Raw genomic sequence first — 16701 nt, 5'->3', positions numbered from 1 at the left:
CATCCCCGGTTGCCCCGCCGACGAAGTCAGTGCAGGCAACCCTAACTAAGTGTAGGCTAACCTTTGTTCTGCCAGCCGGCAAACACCCGATCCTGTGCGCGACGTCACTCTGCGCACCTGCTGCTGGAGCCAGACCCCCGTTGTTAGCCACATTCGTCATCGGCCTCCGTGAGGGTCTCGAAGCCGCCCTGATCGTCGGCATCATCGCGGCATTCCTGAAGCGCAACGGGCATTCGCTGAAGTCGATGTGGGTCGGTGTCGTCGCCGCCATCGTGCTCAGCGTCGGTGTCGGTGTGATCCTCGAGGTCATCTCCGTGGGCCTCCCGCAGGCCGAGCAGGAGGGTATGGAGTCGATCATCGGGGCCGTCGCCGTTGTGATGGTCACCGTCATGATCGTCTGGATGTCGAAGCACGCCCGCAACATGCGCACGGAGCTCGAAGAGGTCGCGGGCGATGCGCTGGCGCGAGGTTCTGTCACCGCGCTGGCCGTGATGGCCTTCCTCGCCGTTCTCCGCGAGGGGTTCGAGACGAGCGTCTTCCTGCTGGCCGCCTTCCAGTCGTCGGTCAACCCGCTGGTCGCCGGTGCCGGCGCCGTGTTCGGTCTCCTCCTCGCGGTCGTGATCGGCTACCTGATCTACCGCGGCGGCATCCGGCTGAACCTCGGCAGGTTCTTCACCGTGACGGGTGTCTTCCTCGTGTTGGTCGCGGCGGGCCTCGTGATGAGCGCCCTCCGCACGGCGCACGAGGCCGGCTGGATCGTCATCGGCCAGGCGGCCACCGTCGACCTCTCCTGGCTCGCCCCGAACGGCTCGGTGCAGGCCGCCCTGGTCACCGGGGTTCTCGGCATCCCCGCGGATCCGAAGGTGATCGAGGTGCTCGGCTGGTCGCTGTACCTGGTGCCCGTGCTGCTGTTCGTGCTCTGGCCGCATGCGCTCCGGCCGGGCATCCGTGCGTACCGCGTGCAGTTCGGCATCGCTGCGACCGCTGCCGTGGCCGCGCTGGTGCTGTTCATCGCCGTTCCGGCCTCCGGAGGGGCGTCGCTCCCGACCTCTCCGCTGGCGATCGTGTTGGCAGACGGCCCGCAGGTCGGAACCGCTGAACTCGCACCGACGGCAGACGGTTACGAGCTCGTCTCCACTGTGGAGGGCGTAGCAACGTCGACCGTGCTCGCGGCGGGCGCCGCGACATCCGAGACCCGGCTGGGAACGGATGCCCGCACCTGGTCCGTGACGGCCCAGACAGTTCCGACGGGTGTGCCCTCGACCGTCACGCTCGAACAGCTCGGCGTGCTGAACGGCGGCCGCACCCCTGTCGGTGTGAACCGCGCCCAGAATCCCGGGCCGTTCAGCGCTGTCTGGCAGGTGACCCTCAACGAGCACGTGTGGGTCGCTGGCGACACCCTGCTCGACGCCACGAGCGACTCGGTCACCACGCTGAGCCTCTCGGGCGGCGGCCTCACGGCGCCCCGCACCGTCACCGTGAGCGGAGGCACGACTGCTCCGGAATCCGTCTCCTGGACGGTGGATGCCCAGCAGTCCGAACTCGTGGCTGTAGCGCTCGCGGACCGGGTCGCCGCAACCGACGAGGCCGCACTCTTCCGGTACTACCTGCCGCTGGTACTCGCCGTGGCCGCGATCGTTCTCGCGCTGTTCGGCGCCCGGGGCATCCGGGCCGCGAGACGCCGCAGTGTCGGCATCGACGCCGACCTTCCCGACGACACCGACCTTCCCAACGGCGACGACGGTTCGGGCATCCAGAATCCCCCCGTACGCACCACCATCTCTGCACACAGCTGACCCTGAGAAGGAGCTTCACCGTGACCCGACACCCCACCCCTCTTCGCCGCGGCGCGAAGTACGCCGTGATCACCGGAATCGCCCTCGGCAGCATGCTGCTCGCGGGCTGCGCTGGCACGGCATCGACCGGCACGAGCACCGGCAGCAGCAGCGCCGCCGACGGCAGCGCCCCCGTCTCGAACGGAGCGGCCCAGGTGAAGGTGACGCTGAGCGGCAACGACTGCGCGATGGACTTCGCCAGCGCCCCCGCCGGCCCGGTCACCTTCGAGATCACGAACTCCGACGCGGCCGGCCTCAGCGAGGTCGAGCTGATGAGCGACAAGCGCATCCTCGGCGAGCGGGAGAACATCGTGGCGGGCCTGAAGGCCTCGTCGTTCACGGTCACCCTGACCGGTGGCACCTACCAATTGAACTGCCCGGGCGCGACCACCGAGAACACCGACTTCACGGTGATCGGTGACGCGACCTCAGCCCCGAGCGACGTGCAGAGCCTGCTCGCTGAGGGCACCGTCGGCTACGGCCAGTACGTCGAAGGCCAGGCCGCGAGCCTCGTCGACGCCGTAGCGGCGCTCGACACGGCGATCCAGGCCGGTGACGTCGAAGCGGCCAAGACCGCCTACGCCGCGGCCCGCCCGTTCTACGAGCGCATCGAGCCTGTCGCCGAGAGCTTCGCCGACCTCGACCCGCAGGTCGACGCGCGCGTCGCCGACGTCGATCCCGGCACCGAGTGGACCGGTTTCCACCCGATCGAGAAGGACATCTTCGAGACCGGCACCATCACCGACTCGACGAAGGCACTGAGCACCAAGCTCGTCACCGACATCGCCCAACTCCAGACTCTCACCACGGGTCTCACCTACAAGCCGGAGGAGCTCGCCAACGGCGCATCCGGTCTGCTTGAAGAGGTGCAGTCCTCGAAGATCACCGGTGAGGAGGAGGCGTACTGCCATATCGACCTCGTCGACTTCGTTGCGAACGTCGAGGGCTCCGAGCAGGCCTTCGAGTACCTGAAGCCCGCGCTCACCACGATCGACCCCGACCTCACGACGTCGATCAGCGCCCAGTTCGCGTCGGTCGATGCCCTGCTCGCGACCTACAAGGACGCAGCGGCTCCCGGCGGCTACAAGCTGTACGATGAGGCGCTCCGCACCTCGGATGCACCGAAGCTGACGCAGGCCATCCAGGCCCTTCAGGCTCCGCTCGCACAGATCAGTGAAAAGGTGGCGACCGCGTAAGTGGCGCGTAGAGACAAGAAGTCAGACGGCACTCCCTCGGGCGTCGCCCGGTTCGAAAGGCCGGAGGCCGCGGAGGGGGCGCCTTCGGGCGTCCCCTCCGCGGCTCCGGATGCCCGGGGAAGCGATTCCCCCGCCGAAAACGGTGCCGGGGCTCCCTCAGGCATCTCGCGCCGGGCGTTCTTCGGCGGCGCCGTCGCCAGTGCGGCGGCGGGCGCCGCGATCGGTGTCACGACCACGGGACTGGCCGCCCAGGCCTCCGAGGGTGGGCCGAGCGCGTCGTCCGCCCCGGCCGACGACACGTATGCCTTCTACGGGGAGCACCAGGCCGGCATCCGCACTGCACCGCAGGATCACCTCGTCTTCATGGTGTTCGACGTGACGACCAACTCGGCCTCCGAGCTGCAGGTCATGCTGGCCAAGTGGTCGGCGGCGATCGCGCAGTACACGCAGGGGCTTGCGGTCGGCGCCGTCGAACCCGCGCGGGAGCTCGCGGTTCCGGGCGACACGGGCGAAGCTGCCGGGATGGGCGCGAACCAGCTGACGGTGACCGTCGGTTTCGCGCCCTCGATGTTCGACGCCCGGTTCGGCTGGGCCAAGTACAAGCCGGCCGTGCTGAACGACCTCCCGGCATTCGCGAGCGACGCGCTGACCCCCGAGTTCACGGGTGGGGACATCTGCGTGCAGGCCTGCGCGAGCGATCCGCAGGTCGCCTACCACGCCATCCGGAACCTCGCGCGGGTGGCCCGCACCACCGCCTCGACACGGTGGACCGTGCAGGGCTTCGGCCGCGCATCCCGGATCGCCGACCAGGCGACGCCCCGCAACCTGATGGGCTTCAAGGACGGCACCCGCAACATCGTGAGCGATGACGAGTTCGCCCAGCAGGTGTGGGTGGGTGCCGACAGCGACCAGCCGTGGATGACCGGGGGCAGCTACCTCGTCGCCCGCAAGATCCACATGCTGATCGAGACATGGGACGCCGACTACATCGGCGACCAGCACGCGGTGTTCGGGCGCACGAAGCTGGAGGGTGCGCCGCTCAGCGGCACGGCCGAGTTCGACACGCCCGACTTCGAAGCGACAGGCGCCGACGGCACCCCGGTCATCCCGGCCACCTCGCACGTCGCCCTCGCGGCGCACGAGAACAACGGCGGCACGAAGATCCTCCGGCGCGGCTACAACTTCACCGACGGCATCGACAGCGTCGGGCGACTGGATGCCGGACTCATGTTCATCTCCTACCAGAGGGATCCCGCGCAGTTCGTGGCGATCCAGCAGAAGCTCGGGTCGATGGACCGCCTGAACGAGTACATCAGGCACGTCGGATCCGGGGTCTTCGCGGTGCCCCCGGGCCTCGCCGCCGCCGGCGACTACTACGGCAAGGCGCTGTTCGCGTAAGAGGGCGTTGCGCCGCGCTGGGAGCGGGCGGCCGTTCAGGCCGCTCGCCGCGCTCGCCTACTACGGCAACGCGCTGTTCGCCTAGCCTGCAGGGGTCTGTACCGGCGAGCGTCTGTCAGCCCGCGAGGGTCTGCGGCACCTGCCCGAGCGACGCCGTGAGGTCCGCCACGGCCGCCTGCAGCGCCTGGCGCTGGTCGCTCGTGAGGGTGTCGTAGCCGGGGAACGAGACTCCCGTGCGGAGGGCATTCAGCTGCCCCTCGGCCGCGTCGAAGCGGTGGTCGAGCGTGGTGGCGAGCGCGGCGTTCTGGGTCACGAGGATCGGCCGGAGCCCGGAGAACACCTCGCGCGAACCGTCGACGTAGGCCTGTAGGTCATAGAGGTCGGTGTGCGAGCGCGGTTCCTGTTCGCCGGCGGCCGCCGCCGCGCCGCGCCCGGCCATCAGCGCTGCCACGCCCGCCGCCTGTTCCTCGACGGTGGGGCGGAGGCCGGAGACGGCGCCGGCGAGGCTCTTCGTGTCGGCCTCCAGCTGCTGGCCGACCGCCTGGCGCTGATCGGTCGTCGTCGGCCTGACGGGCATGCCCTGGTTCTCGGCTGTCGTCAGCGGCCAGAGGTGAGCTTCGATGGCGTGCCATCCCGAGTCGGGAGCGTCGAGCGACGCGTCGAGTTCGGGGAACGAGGCGGAGGCGGCGAGCATCCGGTTGTAGAAGGTGCGTGTCGGCGCATACAGGGAGCGGGCCAGGTCGTCGTCGCCGGATTCCCAGGCCGTGACGAACTCGGTCGTGCCCGACTGCAGGGTGAACGCCTGTCGCCGCAGGTACTCCCCGAAGTCGACGCTCGAGAGGCCGAGCTGACGCGTGATGAAGGCCTCCTGGCTCAGAGGCTTCGCCGCGGCCGCCGCCGCTGCTTCGCTCGGAGACGACGACGTGCATCCGGCCAGCGCGAGAAGCAGCGTGGCGGAGACCGCCGCAACGAGGGCGGTGGTCCGCAGCTTCGAGCGGGCGGGAGGATGGTGCACGAAGAGGCTCCGTCGGTGGGTCGGACAGCGGATGAAGTGACGTCGTCGTCCGTTTTCAAGGGTACAAGCGTTCAGGATGCCCGGGTACATTGGTGCCGACAACGAAAGGCAATTGTGATGTCATTCCGAGAGACGACCGTGGCGGAAACCGCCGACCAGCCCGTGGGGGAGTCGATGGTCGTGCGCGTCGCCAGCTGGATCATCGGTCTGCTTCTCGGCGTCGTCTTCGGCATGCTCGGAACGGTGGTGCACCAGTCCACCATCAGCTTCTTCGGCCTGTTCGACCTGCCGCTCGGGCTGATCCTCGCTGTCGCCTCTGTCGTCTTCCTGCTCGTCGGGCTGCGGCTCATCCTGCCGAGCCGGCTCATCGCGTTCCTCGCCGCGCTCGGCCTCGTCGGCATCGTCGCCGTGCTGACCCTGCCGAGCCCCGGGGGGTCGATCCTCATCCCCGCCGACGAACGCGGCTACGGCTACGTGTGGACGTTCGCGCCCACCGTGATCGCGCTCGTCGTGCTGGCCTGGCCCAAACGCCGACAGGCAGAGCAGCCCTCCGACGCCGCTTAGACTGGAACCTGCTCGTTTCGGAAGGATCTCACCACCGTGACCTATGTCATCGCCCTGCCGTGTGTCGACGTCAAAGACCGCGCGTGCATCGACGAATGCCCTGTCGACTGCATCTACGAAGGCGAACGATCGCTCTACATCCACCCCGACGAGTGCGTCGACTGCGGTGCGTGTGAGCCGGTCTGCCCCGTCGAGGCGATCTACTACGAAGACGACCTGCCCGAAGAGTGGGCCGACTACTACAAGGCGAACGTGGAGTTCTTCACCGACATCGGTTCCCCGGGGGGCGCTGCGAAGATCGGCGTCATCCCGAAGGACCACCCCGTCATTTCCGCGCTCCCGCCGCAAGAGACGCACGCGTAACCGGTGACGCTCGGCTCCCTGCCCGACTACCCATGGGACGCGATGACCCCGTTCGCCGCGAAGGCGAAGGCACATCCGGGCGGCATCGTGGACCTGTCGATCGGTTCGCCGGTCGATCCGACGCCGGATGTCGTGCGGCAGGCGCTCGCGGCGGCGACGGATGCCCATTCCTACCCGGCCACGGCGGGGAGCCCTGAGCTCCGGAACGCCATCAGTTCCTGGTTCGAGCGGCGCCGGGGGGTCGCCGGGTTGACCCCGGCCCAGGTGCTTCCGACCATCGGCTCCAAGGAGCTCGTCGCCTGGTTGCCCTTCATGCTCGGTCTCGGCGAGGGCGATGTGGTCGTTCATCCGAGGGCCGCGTACCCGACCTACGAGATCGGCGCGACCATCGCCGGGGCCCGTTCGTTCGCCTCCGACGACCCCGCTGAATGGCCGGCCGGCACGAAGCTGGTCTGGTTGAACTCGCCCGGCAACCCCGACGGTGCGGTTCTGGATGCGCCTGCCCTCCGCCGGGCGGTCGAACGCGCGCGTGCGTTGGGGGCCACGATCGCGAACGACGAGTGCTACGCCGAGCTCGGCTGGGAGGGGGAGTGGGCTGCTTCGCCTGTGCCGAGCATCCTCGACCCCCGCGTGGTGACGGGCGACGACGGCGTCGTCGACGTGACCGGCGTGCTCGCGGTGTACTCGCTCAGCAAGCAGTCGAACCTCGCGGGCTACCGCGCCGCTTTCGTGGCGGGCGACGAGGTGCTCATCGAGCGGCTCCTGACCGTGCGGAAGCACTCCGGCATGATGCCGCCCGCCCCCGTGCAGACGGCGATGGTCGCCGCGCTCGGTGACGACCGGCACGTCGCACACCAGAAGGAGCTCTACCGGGCTCGCCGCGACATCCTGAAGCCGGCGCTCGAGCAGAGCGGGTTCCGCATCGACCGGAGCGAGGCGGGGCTCTACCTCTGGGCGAGCGAGGGCCGGGAAGCGTGGCAGAGCATCGACCGGCTCGCAGGGCTCGGCATCCTCGCCGGCCCCGGCCCGTTCTACGGCGACCACTTCCCCGAGCACGTGCGGTTCTCGCTCACCGCGTCAGACGAACGCATCACGGCAGCGGCCGAACGGCTGGGTTCGCCCAGTGCTTTAGGCTGAGTGTGCACATCACGAATCTCAAGGAGGCGCCGTGGGCGACACCGATCAGGCTGCAGACGTAGGGCAGAAGGCCCCCGAAAAGGAGCCCGCCGAGCAGAAGGCCACCCTGACGTTCCCCGGCGGCACAGCGGAGTTCCCGATCCTCACGAGCGCCGACGGTGCATCCTCCGTCGACATCTCGACGTTCACGAAGCAGACCGGTCTGACCACCCTCGACTACGGGTTCGTGAACACCTCGGCCACCCGGTCGAGCATCACCTACATCGACGGCGACAAGGGGATCCTGCGCTATCGTGGGTATCCGATCGACCAGATCGCCGAGCACTCCACCTATCTCGAGACGGCCTGGCTGCTCATCTACGGCGAGCTGCCGACGGCTTCGCAGCTCGAGAAGTTCGACAACGAGATCCGTCACCACACGCTTCTGCACGAGGACCTCAAGCGCTTCTTCGACGCGCTGCCGCACAACGCGCACCCGATGTCGGTGCTCTCGGCGGGCATCTCGGCGCTGTCGACCTACTATCAGGACTCCCTCGACCCGCGGAACCCGGAGCACGTCGAGATCTCGACGATCCGCCTGCTGGCGAAGCTGCCAGTGATGGCGGCGTACGCGCACAAGAAGAGCCTCGGGCAGGCTTTCCTCTACCCCGACAACTCGCTCAGCTTCATCGACAACTTCCTGCGGCTGAACTTCGGCACCATGGCGGAGCCGTACGTCGCGAACCCCGTGCTCTCGAAGGCGCTCGAGCGCCTGCTCATCCTGCACGAAGACCACGAGCAGAACGCCTCGACGTCGACGGTTCGCCTCGTCGGGTCGACCGAGGCCAACATGTTCGCGTCGATCTCGGCCGGTATCAACGCGCTCTACGGCCCGCTGCACGGCGGAGCGAACGAAGCTGTCCTCACGATGCTGGCGCAGATCCGGGACTCGGGCGAGGGTGTCGAGAAGTTCGTCGAGCGGGTCAAGAACAAGGAGGCGGGCATCCGTCTCATGGGCTTCGGGCACCGCGTCTACAAGAACTACGACCCGCGCGCCAAGCTCGTGAAGGAGGCCGCCGACGAGGTGCTCGCCGCCCTCGGAGTGCAGGACGACCTGCTCGACATCGCCAAGGAGCTCGAGGCGATCGCCCTGGCCGACGACTACTTCATCTCCCGGCGCCTGTACCCGAACGTCGACTTCTACACCGGGGTCATCTACAAGGCGATGGGGTTCCCGACGCGCATGTTCACGGTGCTGTTCGCGATCGGGCGCCTGCCCGGCTGGATCGCGCACTGGCGCGAGATGCAGACCGACCCGGCCACGAAGATCGGTCGCCCGCAGCAGCTCTACCTGGGCAGCCCCGAGCGCCAGTGGCCCGCTGACCGCTGACCCGCGCCGCCCGCCAGCCTGATCGATGAATCGGCGGCCACAGGCCAATCCTCGCCGCTATGGCGGGCGGATGGGCCTGTGGCCGCCGAATTCGTTACAGGGTCAGGCGTGCAGGGTCTCGTTCAGAGTGACGCCGGCGCCGGTGCGCGAGAGCACCTCGACCGCGCCCGTGAGGGAGTTGCGGCGAAAGAGCAGGTTGGGGCGGCCTGAGAGTTCTACGGCCTTGACGGTCGGCGTCGACCCGTCGTTCCGGGGTGCCGCGCCGACGAGGCGCACCTTCGTGCCGGCCGTCACGTAGAGGCCGGCCTCCACCACGGAGTCGTCGCCGATCGAGATGCCGATGCCCGAGTTCGCCCCGAGCAGGGCGCGCTCGCCGATCGAGATGCGCTGGGTTCCGCCGCCCGAGAGCGTTCCCATGATGGATGCGCCACCCCCGACATCCGATCCGTCGCCGACGACGACGCCCTGCGAGATGCGGCCCTCGACCATCGAGGCGCCGAGGGTGCCGGCGTTGAAGTTCACGAAACCCTCGTGCATCACGGTTGTGCCCGGGGAGAGGTGCGCGCCGAGGCGCACGCGCGAGGCATCCGCGATGCGCACGCGGTCGGGGCTGACGTAGTCGGTGAGGCGCGGAAACTTGTCGATGCCGTGCGCCGCGATGCCCTGGCGCTGGAGCGAGGGGCGGAGCCTGTCGAAGTCGGCGGGAAGCACGGGGCCGGCGTTGGTCCAGACGGTGATCGGCAAGTGCCCGAAGATGCCGTCGAGGTTGATGGTGTTCGGCGCCACGAGCAGGTGCGAGAGCAGGTGCAGGCGAAGGTACGCGTCAGGCGTCGAGGCGGGCGGGTCGGTCAGGGCGATCTGCGTGGTGACGACCTCGACGCGCACGTTCCGCCGGCCATCCGGAGTCGCCTGCGCGGCGAGCTCGGCCGGAACGGATGCTGCGCCACCGGATGTCGCGTCGCCGGCTGTCTCGCCGCCGGCAGCGGCCGGCTCACCGAGGCGGGGCTCGGGATACCAGGTGTCGAGCACGGTGCCGTCGCCGGCGATGGTGGCGAGGCCGTGGCCCCAGGCGTGGGTCGGCAGGGCATCGTTCGAAGTCATGCTCCAAGGGTAGCGGCGGCACCCGTGCCCCCGCGCGGCGGCGCTGGCGGCGTCTAGGCGGCGGCTCACAGCGGAGCCCGGCGGGCACCGATAAACTGGGCCGCATGCCGGACGCCCCCACCACGATCATCCCGCTCGACCTGGGGGCGAGCTCCGTCGAGCTCACCCGACAGCTGGTCGACATCCATTCGGTCTCGGGTGACGAGGGTCCGCTCGCCGACGCGATCGTCAGAAGCCTGCAGGGCTCTGCGCATTTGGAGATCATCCGCGACGGGGACACGGTCGTGGCCCGCACGAATCTCGGGCGGGGCCAACGCGTCGTGATCGCCGGTCACATCGACGTGGTGCCCGAGAACGACAACGTGCCGAGCCGCTACGAGACCGAGGACGGCGCCGACTATCTGTGGGGCCGGGGCACGGTCGACATGAAAGCCGGCGTCGCGGTGCAGCTGAAGCTCGCCGCCGAACTCACCGACCCCCGGGTCGACATCACGTGGATGTGGTACGACCACGAGGAGGTCTCTGCCGCGCTGAACGGCCTCGGCCGGCTCGCCGCCAACCGGCCGGACCTGTTCGTGGGCGACTTCTCGATCCTCGGCGAACCGTCGAACAGCCAGATCGAGGGAGGCTGCAACGGCAACCTCCGCATCGAGGTGCGCGCGTTCGGCAAGCGTTCGCACTCGGCCAGGGGTTGGGTCGGGTCGAACGCCATCCACAAGCTCGCACCGGTGCTCGACACGCTCGCCGCCTACCGGGCGCGCGAGGTCGAGGTCGACGGCCTCGTCTACCGCGAGGGCCTGAACGCCGTGGGCATCAGCGGGGGAGTGGCCAGCAACGTCATCCCGGATGAGGCGATGGTGCACATCAACTACCGTTTCGCCCCGAGCCGCTCGGGCGAGGAGGCGATCGCGCACATGCACGAGCTGTTCGGCGACTACGAGATCACGGTCGTCGACCTCGCGGAGGGCGCCCGCCCCGGGCTCGACGCGCCGCTCGCCCAGGAATTCCTCGCGGCGGTCGGCGGCGAGGCGAAGCCCAAATACGGCTGGACGGATGTCGCCCGTTTCTCCGCCCTCGGCATCCCCTCGGTGAACTTCGGCCCGGGCGACCCGATGAAGGCCCACGCCGACGACGAGCGGGTGCTCCTCAGCCAGATCACCTCGTGCGAGCAGGCCCTGCGGCTCTGGCTCTCGAAGACGTCGTGATCACAGAGGAACGCGTACCCCGATCCGTGACCCGGCTCGGACGGTGGTGGAGTTCGTGGTGGATGACCGTGCTGCTCATCTACGTGGCAGCTCGTGCGGCGACCACCATCATGCTGCTCGTGCTGGCCAGCGTGCAGGGCAAGAACCCGTGGACGGGCGCCCAGCCCTCGTACTTCGACTACGCCTCCATCTGGGACGGCACCTGGTACAAGATCATCGCCTACTGGGGGTACCCCTCCCAGTTGCCGCTCGGCACCTCGGGGCATGTCGAGCAGAACGCGTGGGCGTTCCTGCCGGGGTATCCGTTCCTGATCCGCGGGCTCACGACGGTCACGGGCATCCCGTGGGAGTACATGTCGGTCTTCGTGTCGGTGATCTTCGGCGCCGGCGCGGCCCTGGTGTTCTACCGGCTGATGCGCCTGACGCTGCCGCAGGGCACCTCGATGTTCGCCGTGCTGCTGTTCTGCATCGCGCCCGTCTCGCCGATGTTCCAGGTGGCGTACGCCGAGTCGATGTACATGTTCCTGCTGATGCTGGCGCTGTACCTGCTGGTGCGTCGAAAATACGCCTGGCTGTTCCCCATCGTGCTGGTGATGTCGTTCACGCGCCCGAGCGGGCTCGCGTTCGCTCTCGCGCTCGGGTTCCACATCGTGCACCGCTGGTGGATCCGCGAGAGGGAGCCCTTCCCGATGCGGGAGCGGGTGCTCTCGGTCGCTGTCACGGCGTTCAGCATCATGGTGGGACTCGTCTGGACCCTCATCGCCTGGGGAGCAACCGGCTACGCGCAGGCATATACCGAGACGGAGCTCGCCTGGCGTGCCGCGTACATCGGCTACAGCCACCTCATCCCCTTCGCCTCGTGGATCCAGGGCGGCAACTGGTGGCTCGGGGTGCCAGCGGGCGCCGTCGTCGTGGTTCTGCTCGTGATCGCGTTCGGCCTGTTCATGGCGACACGAGGCGTGAAGCGCATCTCGCTTGATCTCCGGTTCTGGGTGATCGCCTACGTGCTCTACCTGCTCGCGGTGTTCTTCCCGCAGTCGAGCGTGTTCCGGCTGCTGATGCCCCTGTTCCCGCTTCTCGGGGTGGTGGCGCTGCCGAAGTCGCGCATCTACCGCGTCGTGGTCGTGATCGCGTTCCTGGCGGCCCAGTGGGGATGGCTGTTGATCTGCTGGGGCGTCGACGGATCCGACTGGACCCCGCCGTAACCCAGAGCTGCCCGCCCCCAGCACGGGCCGAGGTTCGAGACACCTTGCAGAATGCTGGATAATGGAAGTACGACACCACGGAAGGGGAGCCGCATGGCCGCCATGAAACCCAGGACCGGCGACGGACCAATGGAGGCCGTCAAAGAAGGACGCCTCATCATTGTGCGAGTGCCTCTCGAAGGAGGCGGCAGGCTTGTGGTCTCCGTCAACGACGCTGAGGCCCGGGAGTTGCACGACGCCCTCGCGGGAGTCGTGGCGCCCGCCTGAGACGCCTCACGGAGAGAAGCCCCCGTCGCCCTGCAGTTGCAGGATGACGGGGGCTTCTCTCCGCGTACGGGGCGGTTGAGCGGTGGGTCGGCTCAGCGCGGGTCGGCTCAGCGCGGGTCGGCTCAGCCGAGCACCTTCGTGATCTGGAGCAGCCCGTCGCCGATCGGCGAGAGCGCGGTGATGACAGCGCTCGACTGCGACAGCTCGCTGATCAGCGACCGGAAGTCGGCGACGGTGTCGTCGCGCTGCACAGGATCCGCCACCCGGTCGCGCCAGAGCGCGTGGGGCACGGCGACGGTTCCGCCCACCCGCACGAGCCGCAGGCCGTGTTCGACGTACTCGATCACGGATTCCGGATCGGCGTCGACCAGCACGAGGTCGTAAGAGCCCTCGTTCATGCGCGGGAGCACGTCTTTCGCGCGCCCGGTGATGAGCCGGATACGGTTCGCGGCGACACCCGAGGCGGTGAAGGCTGCGCGGGCGGACTGCTGCCTGTCGACCTCGGTGTCGATCGACGTGAGGGTGGCGGTCGGGGCCCCCGCGAGCATCCAGAGCCCGGAGACGCCGAGGCCGGTGCCGATCTCGACGATCGAGCGCGCGGCGGCAGCGCCCGCGAGAACGGCGAGCTGCGCGCCGATGCCCGGGCTCACCGATTCGACGCCGACCTCGCCCGCATGCGCGCGTGCATCGACGATCACCGCCGGCTCCGTCACGATGTCTTCGGCGTACTTCCAGTTGGTCTCTTTCGACACAGGTAATGACCTCCGGGTTCAGCTTAGATGCCACCTTGCGACGAGGTGTCGACCGCCTCGACCGCAAGTGAGAAGTTCCGGCAATTCGTCAAGTAGGGTGTACACATGTTCGGGTTGACGTTCGAGAAGCTCATCATCATCGGCGTTGTTGCCGCGTTCGTGATCGGTCCTGAGCGCCTGCCGCACTACGCCTCCGTGCTGGCCAAATTCGTCCGGCAGCTCCGCGACTTCACCAACGGTGCGAAGAACCGGATGAAGGAGGAGATGGGTCCCGACTTCGACGAAGTCGAGTGGAAGAAGCTCGACCCTCGCCAGTACGACCCGCGCCGCATCATCCGTGACGCCCTGCTCGAAGACCCGGCCGAGCCGGATCCGGTGCCCGTGAAGCCGTCGGCTCCGATGGCTGCTTCTCTCCAGACGGCCCAGGCGCCCGGTGCCGCTGCTGCCATGGCCGCCGGTGCTGCGGGTGTGAGTCTCGCGAAGGACGCCCCGGCCGACGCGCTGGCGCAGTCGCTCGCCGAAGACGCGTCGTTCGACGACGGTCCAGGTGTGTCGCTGTCGGTGCCAGCCAATGATGTGCCAGCCAATGATGTGCCAGCCAATGATGTGCCAGCCAATGATGTGCCAGCCAATGATGTGCCAGCCAATGATGTGCCAGCCGGTGATGGGCCTGCCAATGACGGGTTCGCCAATGACGTTGCCGCCGGTGCCCGGCCCGCCGGTGCCGCGCCTGCCGGTGCCGCGTCAGCCGTCGCCGTTTCAGCCAGCAGCGCCGGAACGTCTGGCCCCGCCTACCTCTCCGGCCGCAAGTCCGAGGCGCGACTGGCCGACGCCCAGCCGGCCATGGCGGCTCCCTTCGACACCGAAGCCACCTGACCCGCCCTCCCGCTCGGGTCTCCCGCCCTCCCTCTTGCGCCTAGCGTCGCGTTCCCGCGCGAGACGACACTTCCGCGCCGGACTGCCAGGGAGACCTTTCGATCTCGGCGCGAAGTGTCATTCTCGGGGGTAGCTACCGGTTGACCGGCGACATGTCCGCGTAGCGGTCGCCGACCGGCGGCGCCACGGCGTCGAGTGCTCTGAGGTGTGCTTCGGTGAGCACGAGGGCGTCTGAGGCTACATTCTCCTCGAGATACGAGACCCGCTTCGTGCCGGGGATCGGCGCGATGTCGTCTCCCTGCGCGAGCAGCCATGCCAGCGCGACCTGGCCGGGCTTCGCGCCGAGTTCTGCGGCGACGGCATCCACCTGCTCGACGATGCGGATGTTCGCCGCCAGGTTCTCGCCCTCGAACCGCGGGTTGTTCCGCCGGAAGTCCTTCTCGTCGAGCTGGTCGAGCGAGCGGATCGTGCCGGTGAGGAAGCCGCGCCCGAGCGGCGAGTAGGGCACGAAGCCGATTCCCAGTTCTCGCACGGTGGGCAGGATCTCTGCCTCCGGATCGCGCGACCAGAGCGAGTACTCGGTCTGCAGTGCGGTCACCGGATGCACGGCGTGCGCCCGACGAATCGTCGCAGGCGAAGCCTCACTCAGGCCGATGTAGCGGATCTTGCCCTCGTCGACGAACTGGGCCAGCGCGCCCATGGTCTCCTCGATCGGTACCTTCGGATCCATCCGGTGCTGGTAGAAGAGGTCGATGTGGTCGGTTCCGAGGCGCTTCAACGAGCCCTCGAGGGCGAGCCGCGCATTCTCCGGCCGACCGTCGAGCCCGCGCGAACCGTCGCCGAGGTGCTGGATGAAGCCGAACTTGGTGGCGATCACGACCTCGTCGCGGCGCCCCGCCAGTGCCTTGCCGACGAGTTCCTCGTTCGTGAAGGGGCCGTAGATCTCCGCGGTGTCGAAGAACGTGATGCCGAGGTGGAGCGCGCGGTGGATCGTCGCGATCGACCCCTGCTCGTCGGTGCCGTGGCCCGTGTAGAAGTCGCTCATTCCCATGCAGCCGAGTCCGAGGCGGGAGACCTCGGGGCCGTTCGTGCCGAGTGTGATGGTGTGCATCCTCCGAGCCTAGGCTCGCCCCTTGCCCCCCTTGCCCCCCTTGCCCCCCTTTCCCCCCTTTCCCCCTTGCCCACCTTGCCCCTTCCGCCCCGCCCCCGCCCCTCCTTCGCTCTCTACGCGCCCCGCGCCTCCTTCCCCGCACCCTCCGCGCCTCGCCCCCCTCCTCGCCGCTCGAAGGGACCCACATCGCGCCAAATGTGGCCTCTCGCCGCGATTCGGGTCCCTTCGCGGCGTCAGCGGGAGCGATCTCGGGGGAGGGGGTGGGCGTCGCGGCGGCGCAGTACGTCGGAGACGTGTTCGGCGGTCTGGCGGGGGAACCTGAAGAGCCCTTCTTTTCGGACGCGGATGACATGCCAGTCGTCGAGGTGGAAGAGTTCGAGCCGCGTCGCATCCTTCTCGTACTGTTCGTCTTCCAACCGGTGCTGCTGGCCGTCGTACTCGACGATGACTCTCCATTCGCGAAAGACGAGGTCTGCCCGGCCGATACTGTTGCCGACCGAATCGCAGATTTCGGGATTGACCTCGGGTTTCGGCAATCCGGCCCTGTGGAGGAGAAGACGCAGCAGGCTCTCCGGGCGTGACTCGGCGCCCCCGTTGAGAAGCCTGAGGGCCTCTCTCGCACGGTTCACGCCGGGGCCGCGGGTGCTGATGGCGTGCTCTTCGAGTTCCGAGAGAGTGACGTAGGGACGGGTGTCTCCTCGAACCGGGTAGACGGGACGATGGATGAGGTGGTCGCCGAGCGCGATGAGCTCGTCGAGGGGAAGGAGCTGTGCTGCTCCGAACCAGGTGGTTGTGGGGTCGGTGACGGGGAGCCCACGCCGAAGGGCCGGCAGTGATGGCGGGAGCGTGTGGCCGACGGTGCCGCGCGCCCGACGAGCCCGAGTCGGGTCGGGAGCGGCGACATGCAACGGCGCGTTCGTGAAGCTCCGGGGTAGCGCCGCCCCCCAGAGCAGCGCGGCGGTGGTGTGGGAGAATCGCTCGCCGGGCCTGAGGACGGTGGCGAAGGCGTGGCACCGTGCGAGCGCTTCGCGGACGAGGCGGTGTTCGTCGTCGGGCATCCTGGTTCCCGCCACAGTGTGCACCCCGTGGAACGGCGCGCGGAGATCGTCACTTCGAAGGCGCCCGGCACCCACGCCGAGTCTGTGTGCGGTCCGGTTGGTGAAAGGGATGCCCGTCAGTGCGGCGGGCAGGGGCTTGAGTTCTGGCATGCGAACACTCTGCCGGGCATCCAGACGCCTTGTGCAGAGTTATCCACAGGCTCCACGCCAGCGAAGGGACCCATATCGCGCCATCGCGCCACCGTTGGC

At 68.5% G+C, this 16701-nt stretch carries 15 protein-coding genes and 1 pseudogene; 11 read left to right on the top strand and 5 right to left on the bottom strand.

Annotated features, from left to right (window positions below; genetic code table 11):
* The first annotated feature begins 140 nt into the window (after nucleotides 1–140).
* The 3 genes from efeU to efeB all read left to right on the top strand — a co-directional run bounded on the left by efeU (nucleotide 141) and on the right by efeB (nucleotide 4429).
* Nucleotides 141–1796: an iron uptake transporter permease EfeU gene (gene efeU, locus B7R22_RS10605; protein WP_116411706.1), complete on the top strand. Its 1656-nt coding sequence runs from the start codon at nucleotides 141–143 to the stop codon at nucleotides 1794–1796.
* Between the two features lie 20 nt (nucleotides 1797–1816).
* The gene (gene efeO, locus B7R22_RS10600; RefSeq protein ID WP_216363436.1) at nucleotides 1817–3031 is read left to right on the top strand and encodes an iron uptake system protein EfeO; all 1215 of its coding nucleotides are present in this window, start codon (nucleotides 1817–1819) and stop codon (nucleotides 3029–3031) included.
* A gap of 162 nt (nucleotides 3032–3193) precedes the next feature.
* Nucleotides 3194–4429, top strand: a complete 1236-nt coding sequence (gene efeB / locus B7R22_RS10595; RefSeq protein ID WP_116411866.1) for an iron uptake transporter deferrochelatase/peroxidase subunit — start codon at nucleotides 3194–3196, stop codon at nucleotides 4427–4429.
* Nucleotides 4430–4544: 115 nt separating this feature from the next.
* Here efeB and B7R22_RS10590 read toward each other — a convergent pair whose 3' ends face one another.
* Nucleotides 4545–5444, bottom strand: a complete 900-nt coding sequence (locus tag B7R22_RS10590; protein ID WP_116411705.1) for an EfeM/EfeO family lipoprotein — start codon at nucleotides 5442–5444, stop codon at nucleotides 4545–4547.
* A 117-nt stretch (nucleotides 5445–5561) separates the two neighbouring features.
* On the opposite strand from B7R22_RS10590, the gene B7R22_RS10585 reads away from it, so the two are divergent.
* From B7R22_RS10585 to B7R22_RS10570, 4 genes are read left to right on the top strand one after another with little or no spacing between them, the layout of a single operon-like run.
* Nucleotides 5562–6008 (top strand): hypothetical protein, encoded by a 447-nt coding sequence (locus tag B7R22_RS10585; RefSeq protein WP_116411704.1) that lies wholly within the window; start codon nucleotides 5562–5564, stop codon nucleotides 6006–6008.
* Nucleotides 6009–6044: 36 nt separating this feature from the next.
* Nucleotides 6045–6371, top strand: coding sequence for a ferredoxin (fdxA, locus tag B7R22_RS10580; RefSeq protein WP_116283539.1), 327 nt, complete (start codon nucleotides 6045–6047; stop codon nucleotides 6369–6371).
* Between the two features lie 3 nt (nucleotides 6372–6374).
* The gene (dapC, locus tag B7R22_RS10575) at nucleotides 6375–7508 is read left to right on the top strand and encodes a succinyldiaminopimelate transaminase (RefSeq protein ID WP_116411703.1); all 1134 of its coding nucleotides are present in this window, start codon (nucleotides 6375–6377) and stop codon (nucleotides 7506–7508) included.
* A gap of 31 nt (nucleotides 7509–7539) precedes the next feature.
* On the top strand, nucleotides 7540–8877 hold the full coding sequence (locus tag B7R22_RS10570; RefSeq protein WP_116411702.1) for a citrate synthase: 1338 nt from the start codon (nucleotides 7540–7542) through the stop codon (nucleotides 8875–8877).
* 102 nt (nucleotides 8878–8979) lie between these two features.
* Here B7R22_RS10570 and dapD read toward each other — a convergent pair whose 3' ends face one another.
* Complete coding sequence (dapD, locus tag B7R22_RS10565; RefSeq protein ID WP_116411701.1) at nucleotides 8980–9978, bottom strand: 2,3,4,5-tetrahydropyridine-2,6-dicarboxylate N-succinyltransferase; 999 nt, start codon at nucleotides 9976–9978, stop codon at nucleotides 8980–8982.
* A 104-nt stretch (nucleotides 9979–10082) separates the two neighbouring features.
* Between dapD and dapE the strand changes: the two genes are divergently transcribed.
* From dapE to B7R22_RS10550, 3 genes are all read left to right on the top strand, one after another.
* Complete coding sequence (dapE, locus tag B7R22_RS10560; protein WP_116411700.1) at nucleotides 10083–11183, top strand: succinyl-diaminopimelate desuccinylase; 1101 nt, start codon at nucleotides 10083–10085, stop codon at nucleotides 11181–11183.
* Complete coding sequence (locus B7R22_RS10555; protein WP_253259011.1) at nucleotides 11141–12388, top strand: hypothetical protein; 1248 nt, start codon at nucleotides 11141–11143, stop codon at nucleotides 12386–12388. Before dapE ends, B7R22_RS10555 begins: the two co-directional genes overlap by 43 nt.
* A gap of 93 nt (nucleotides 12389–12481) precedes the next feature.
* Nucleotides 12482–12655 (top strand): DUF3117 domain-containing protein, encoded by a 174-nt coding sequence (locus B7R22_RS10550; RefSeq protein WP_104244821.1) that lies wholly within the window; start codon nucleotides 12482–12484, stop codon nucleotides 12653–12655.
* A gap of 122 nt (nucleotides 12656–12777) precedes the next feature.
* On the opposite strand, the gene B7R22_RS10545 is transcribed toward B7R22_RS10550, so the two are convergent.
* Nucleotides 12778–13407 (bottom strand): O-methyltransferase, encoded by a 630-nt coding sequence (locus B7R22_RS10545; protein WP_116411699.1) that lies wholly within the window; start codon nucleotides 13405–13407, stop codon nucleotides 12778–12780.
* Nucleotides 13408–13512: 105 nt separating this feature from the next.
* Here B7R22_RS10545 and B7R22_RS20455 point away from each other — a divergent pair.
* Nucleotides 13513–13905, top strand: a pseudogene (locus tag B7R22_RS20455) (hypothetical protein); the annotation flags it as partial.
* 511 nt (nucleotides 13906–14416) lie between these two features.
* On the opposite strand, the gene B7R22_RS10535 reads toward B7R22_RS20455, so the two are convergent.
* Both B7R22_RS10535 and B7R22_RS10530 read right to left on the bottom strand, forming a co-directional pair.
* Complete coding sequence (locus B7R22_RS10535) at nucleotides 14417–15394, bottom strand: aldo/keto reductase (RefSeq protein ID WP_116411698.1); 978 nt, start codon at nucleotides 15392–15394, stop codon at nucleotides 14417–14419.
* Between the two features lie 233 nt (nucleotides 15395–15627).
* A complete protein-coding gene (locus tag B7R22_RS10530; RefSeq protein ID WP_116411697.1) occupies nucleotides 15628–16602 on the bottom strand; it encodes an endonuclease domain-containing protein in 975 nt (324 codons plus the stop codon).
* Nucleotides 16603–16701: the final 99 nt, after the last annotated feature.

The organism is Subtercola boreus, assembly GCF_003399635.1.
GTDB lineage: Bacteria > Actinomycetota > Actinomycetes > Actinomycetales > Microbacteriaceae > Subtercola > Subtercola boreus_B.
This window is presented reverse-complemented; position numbering and strand designations above follow the sequence as displayed.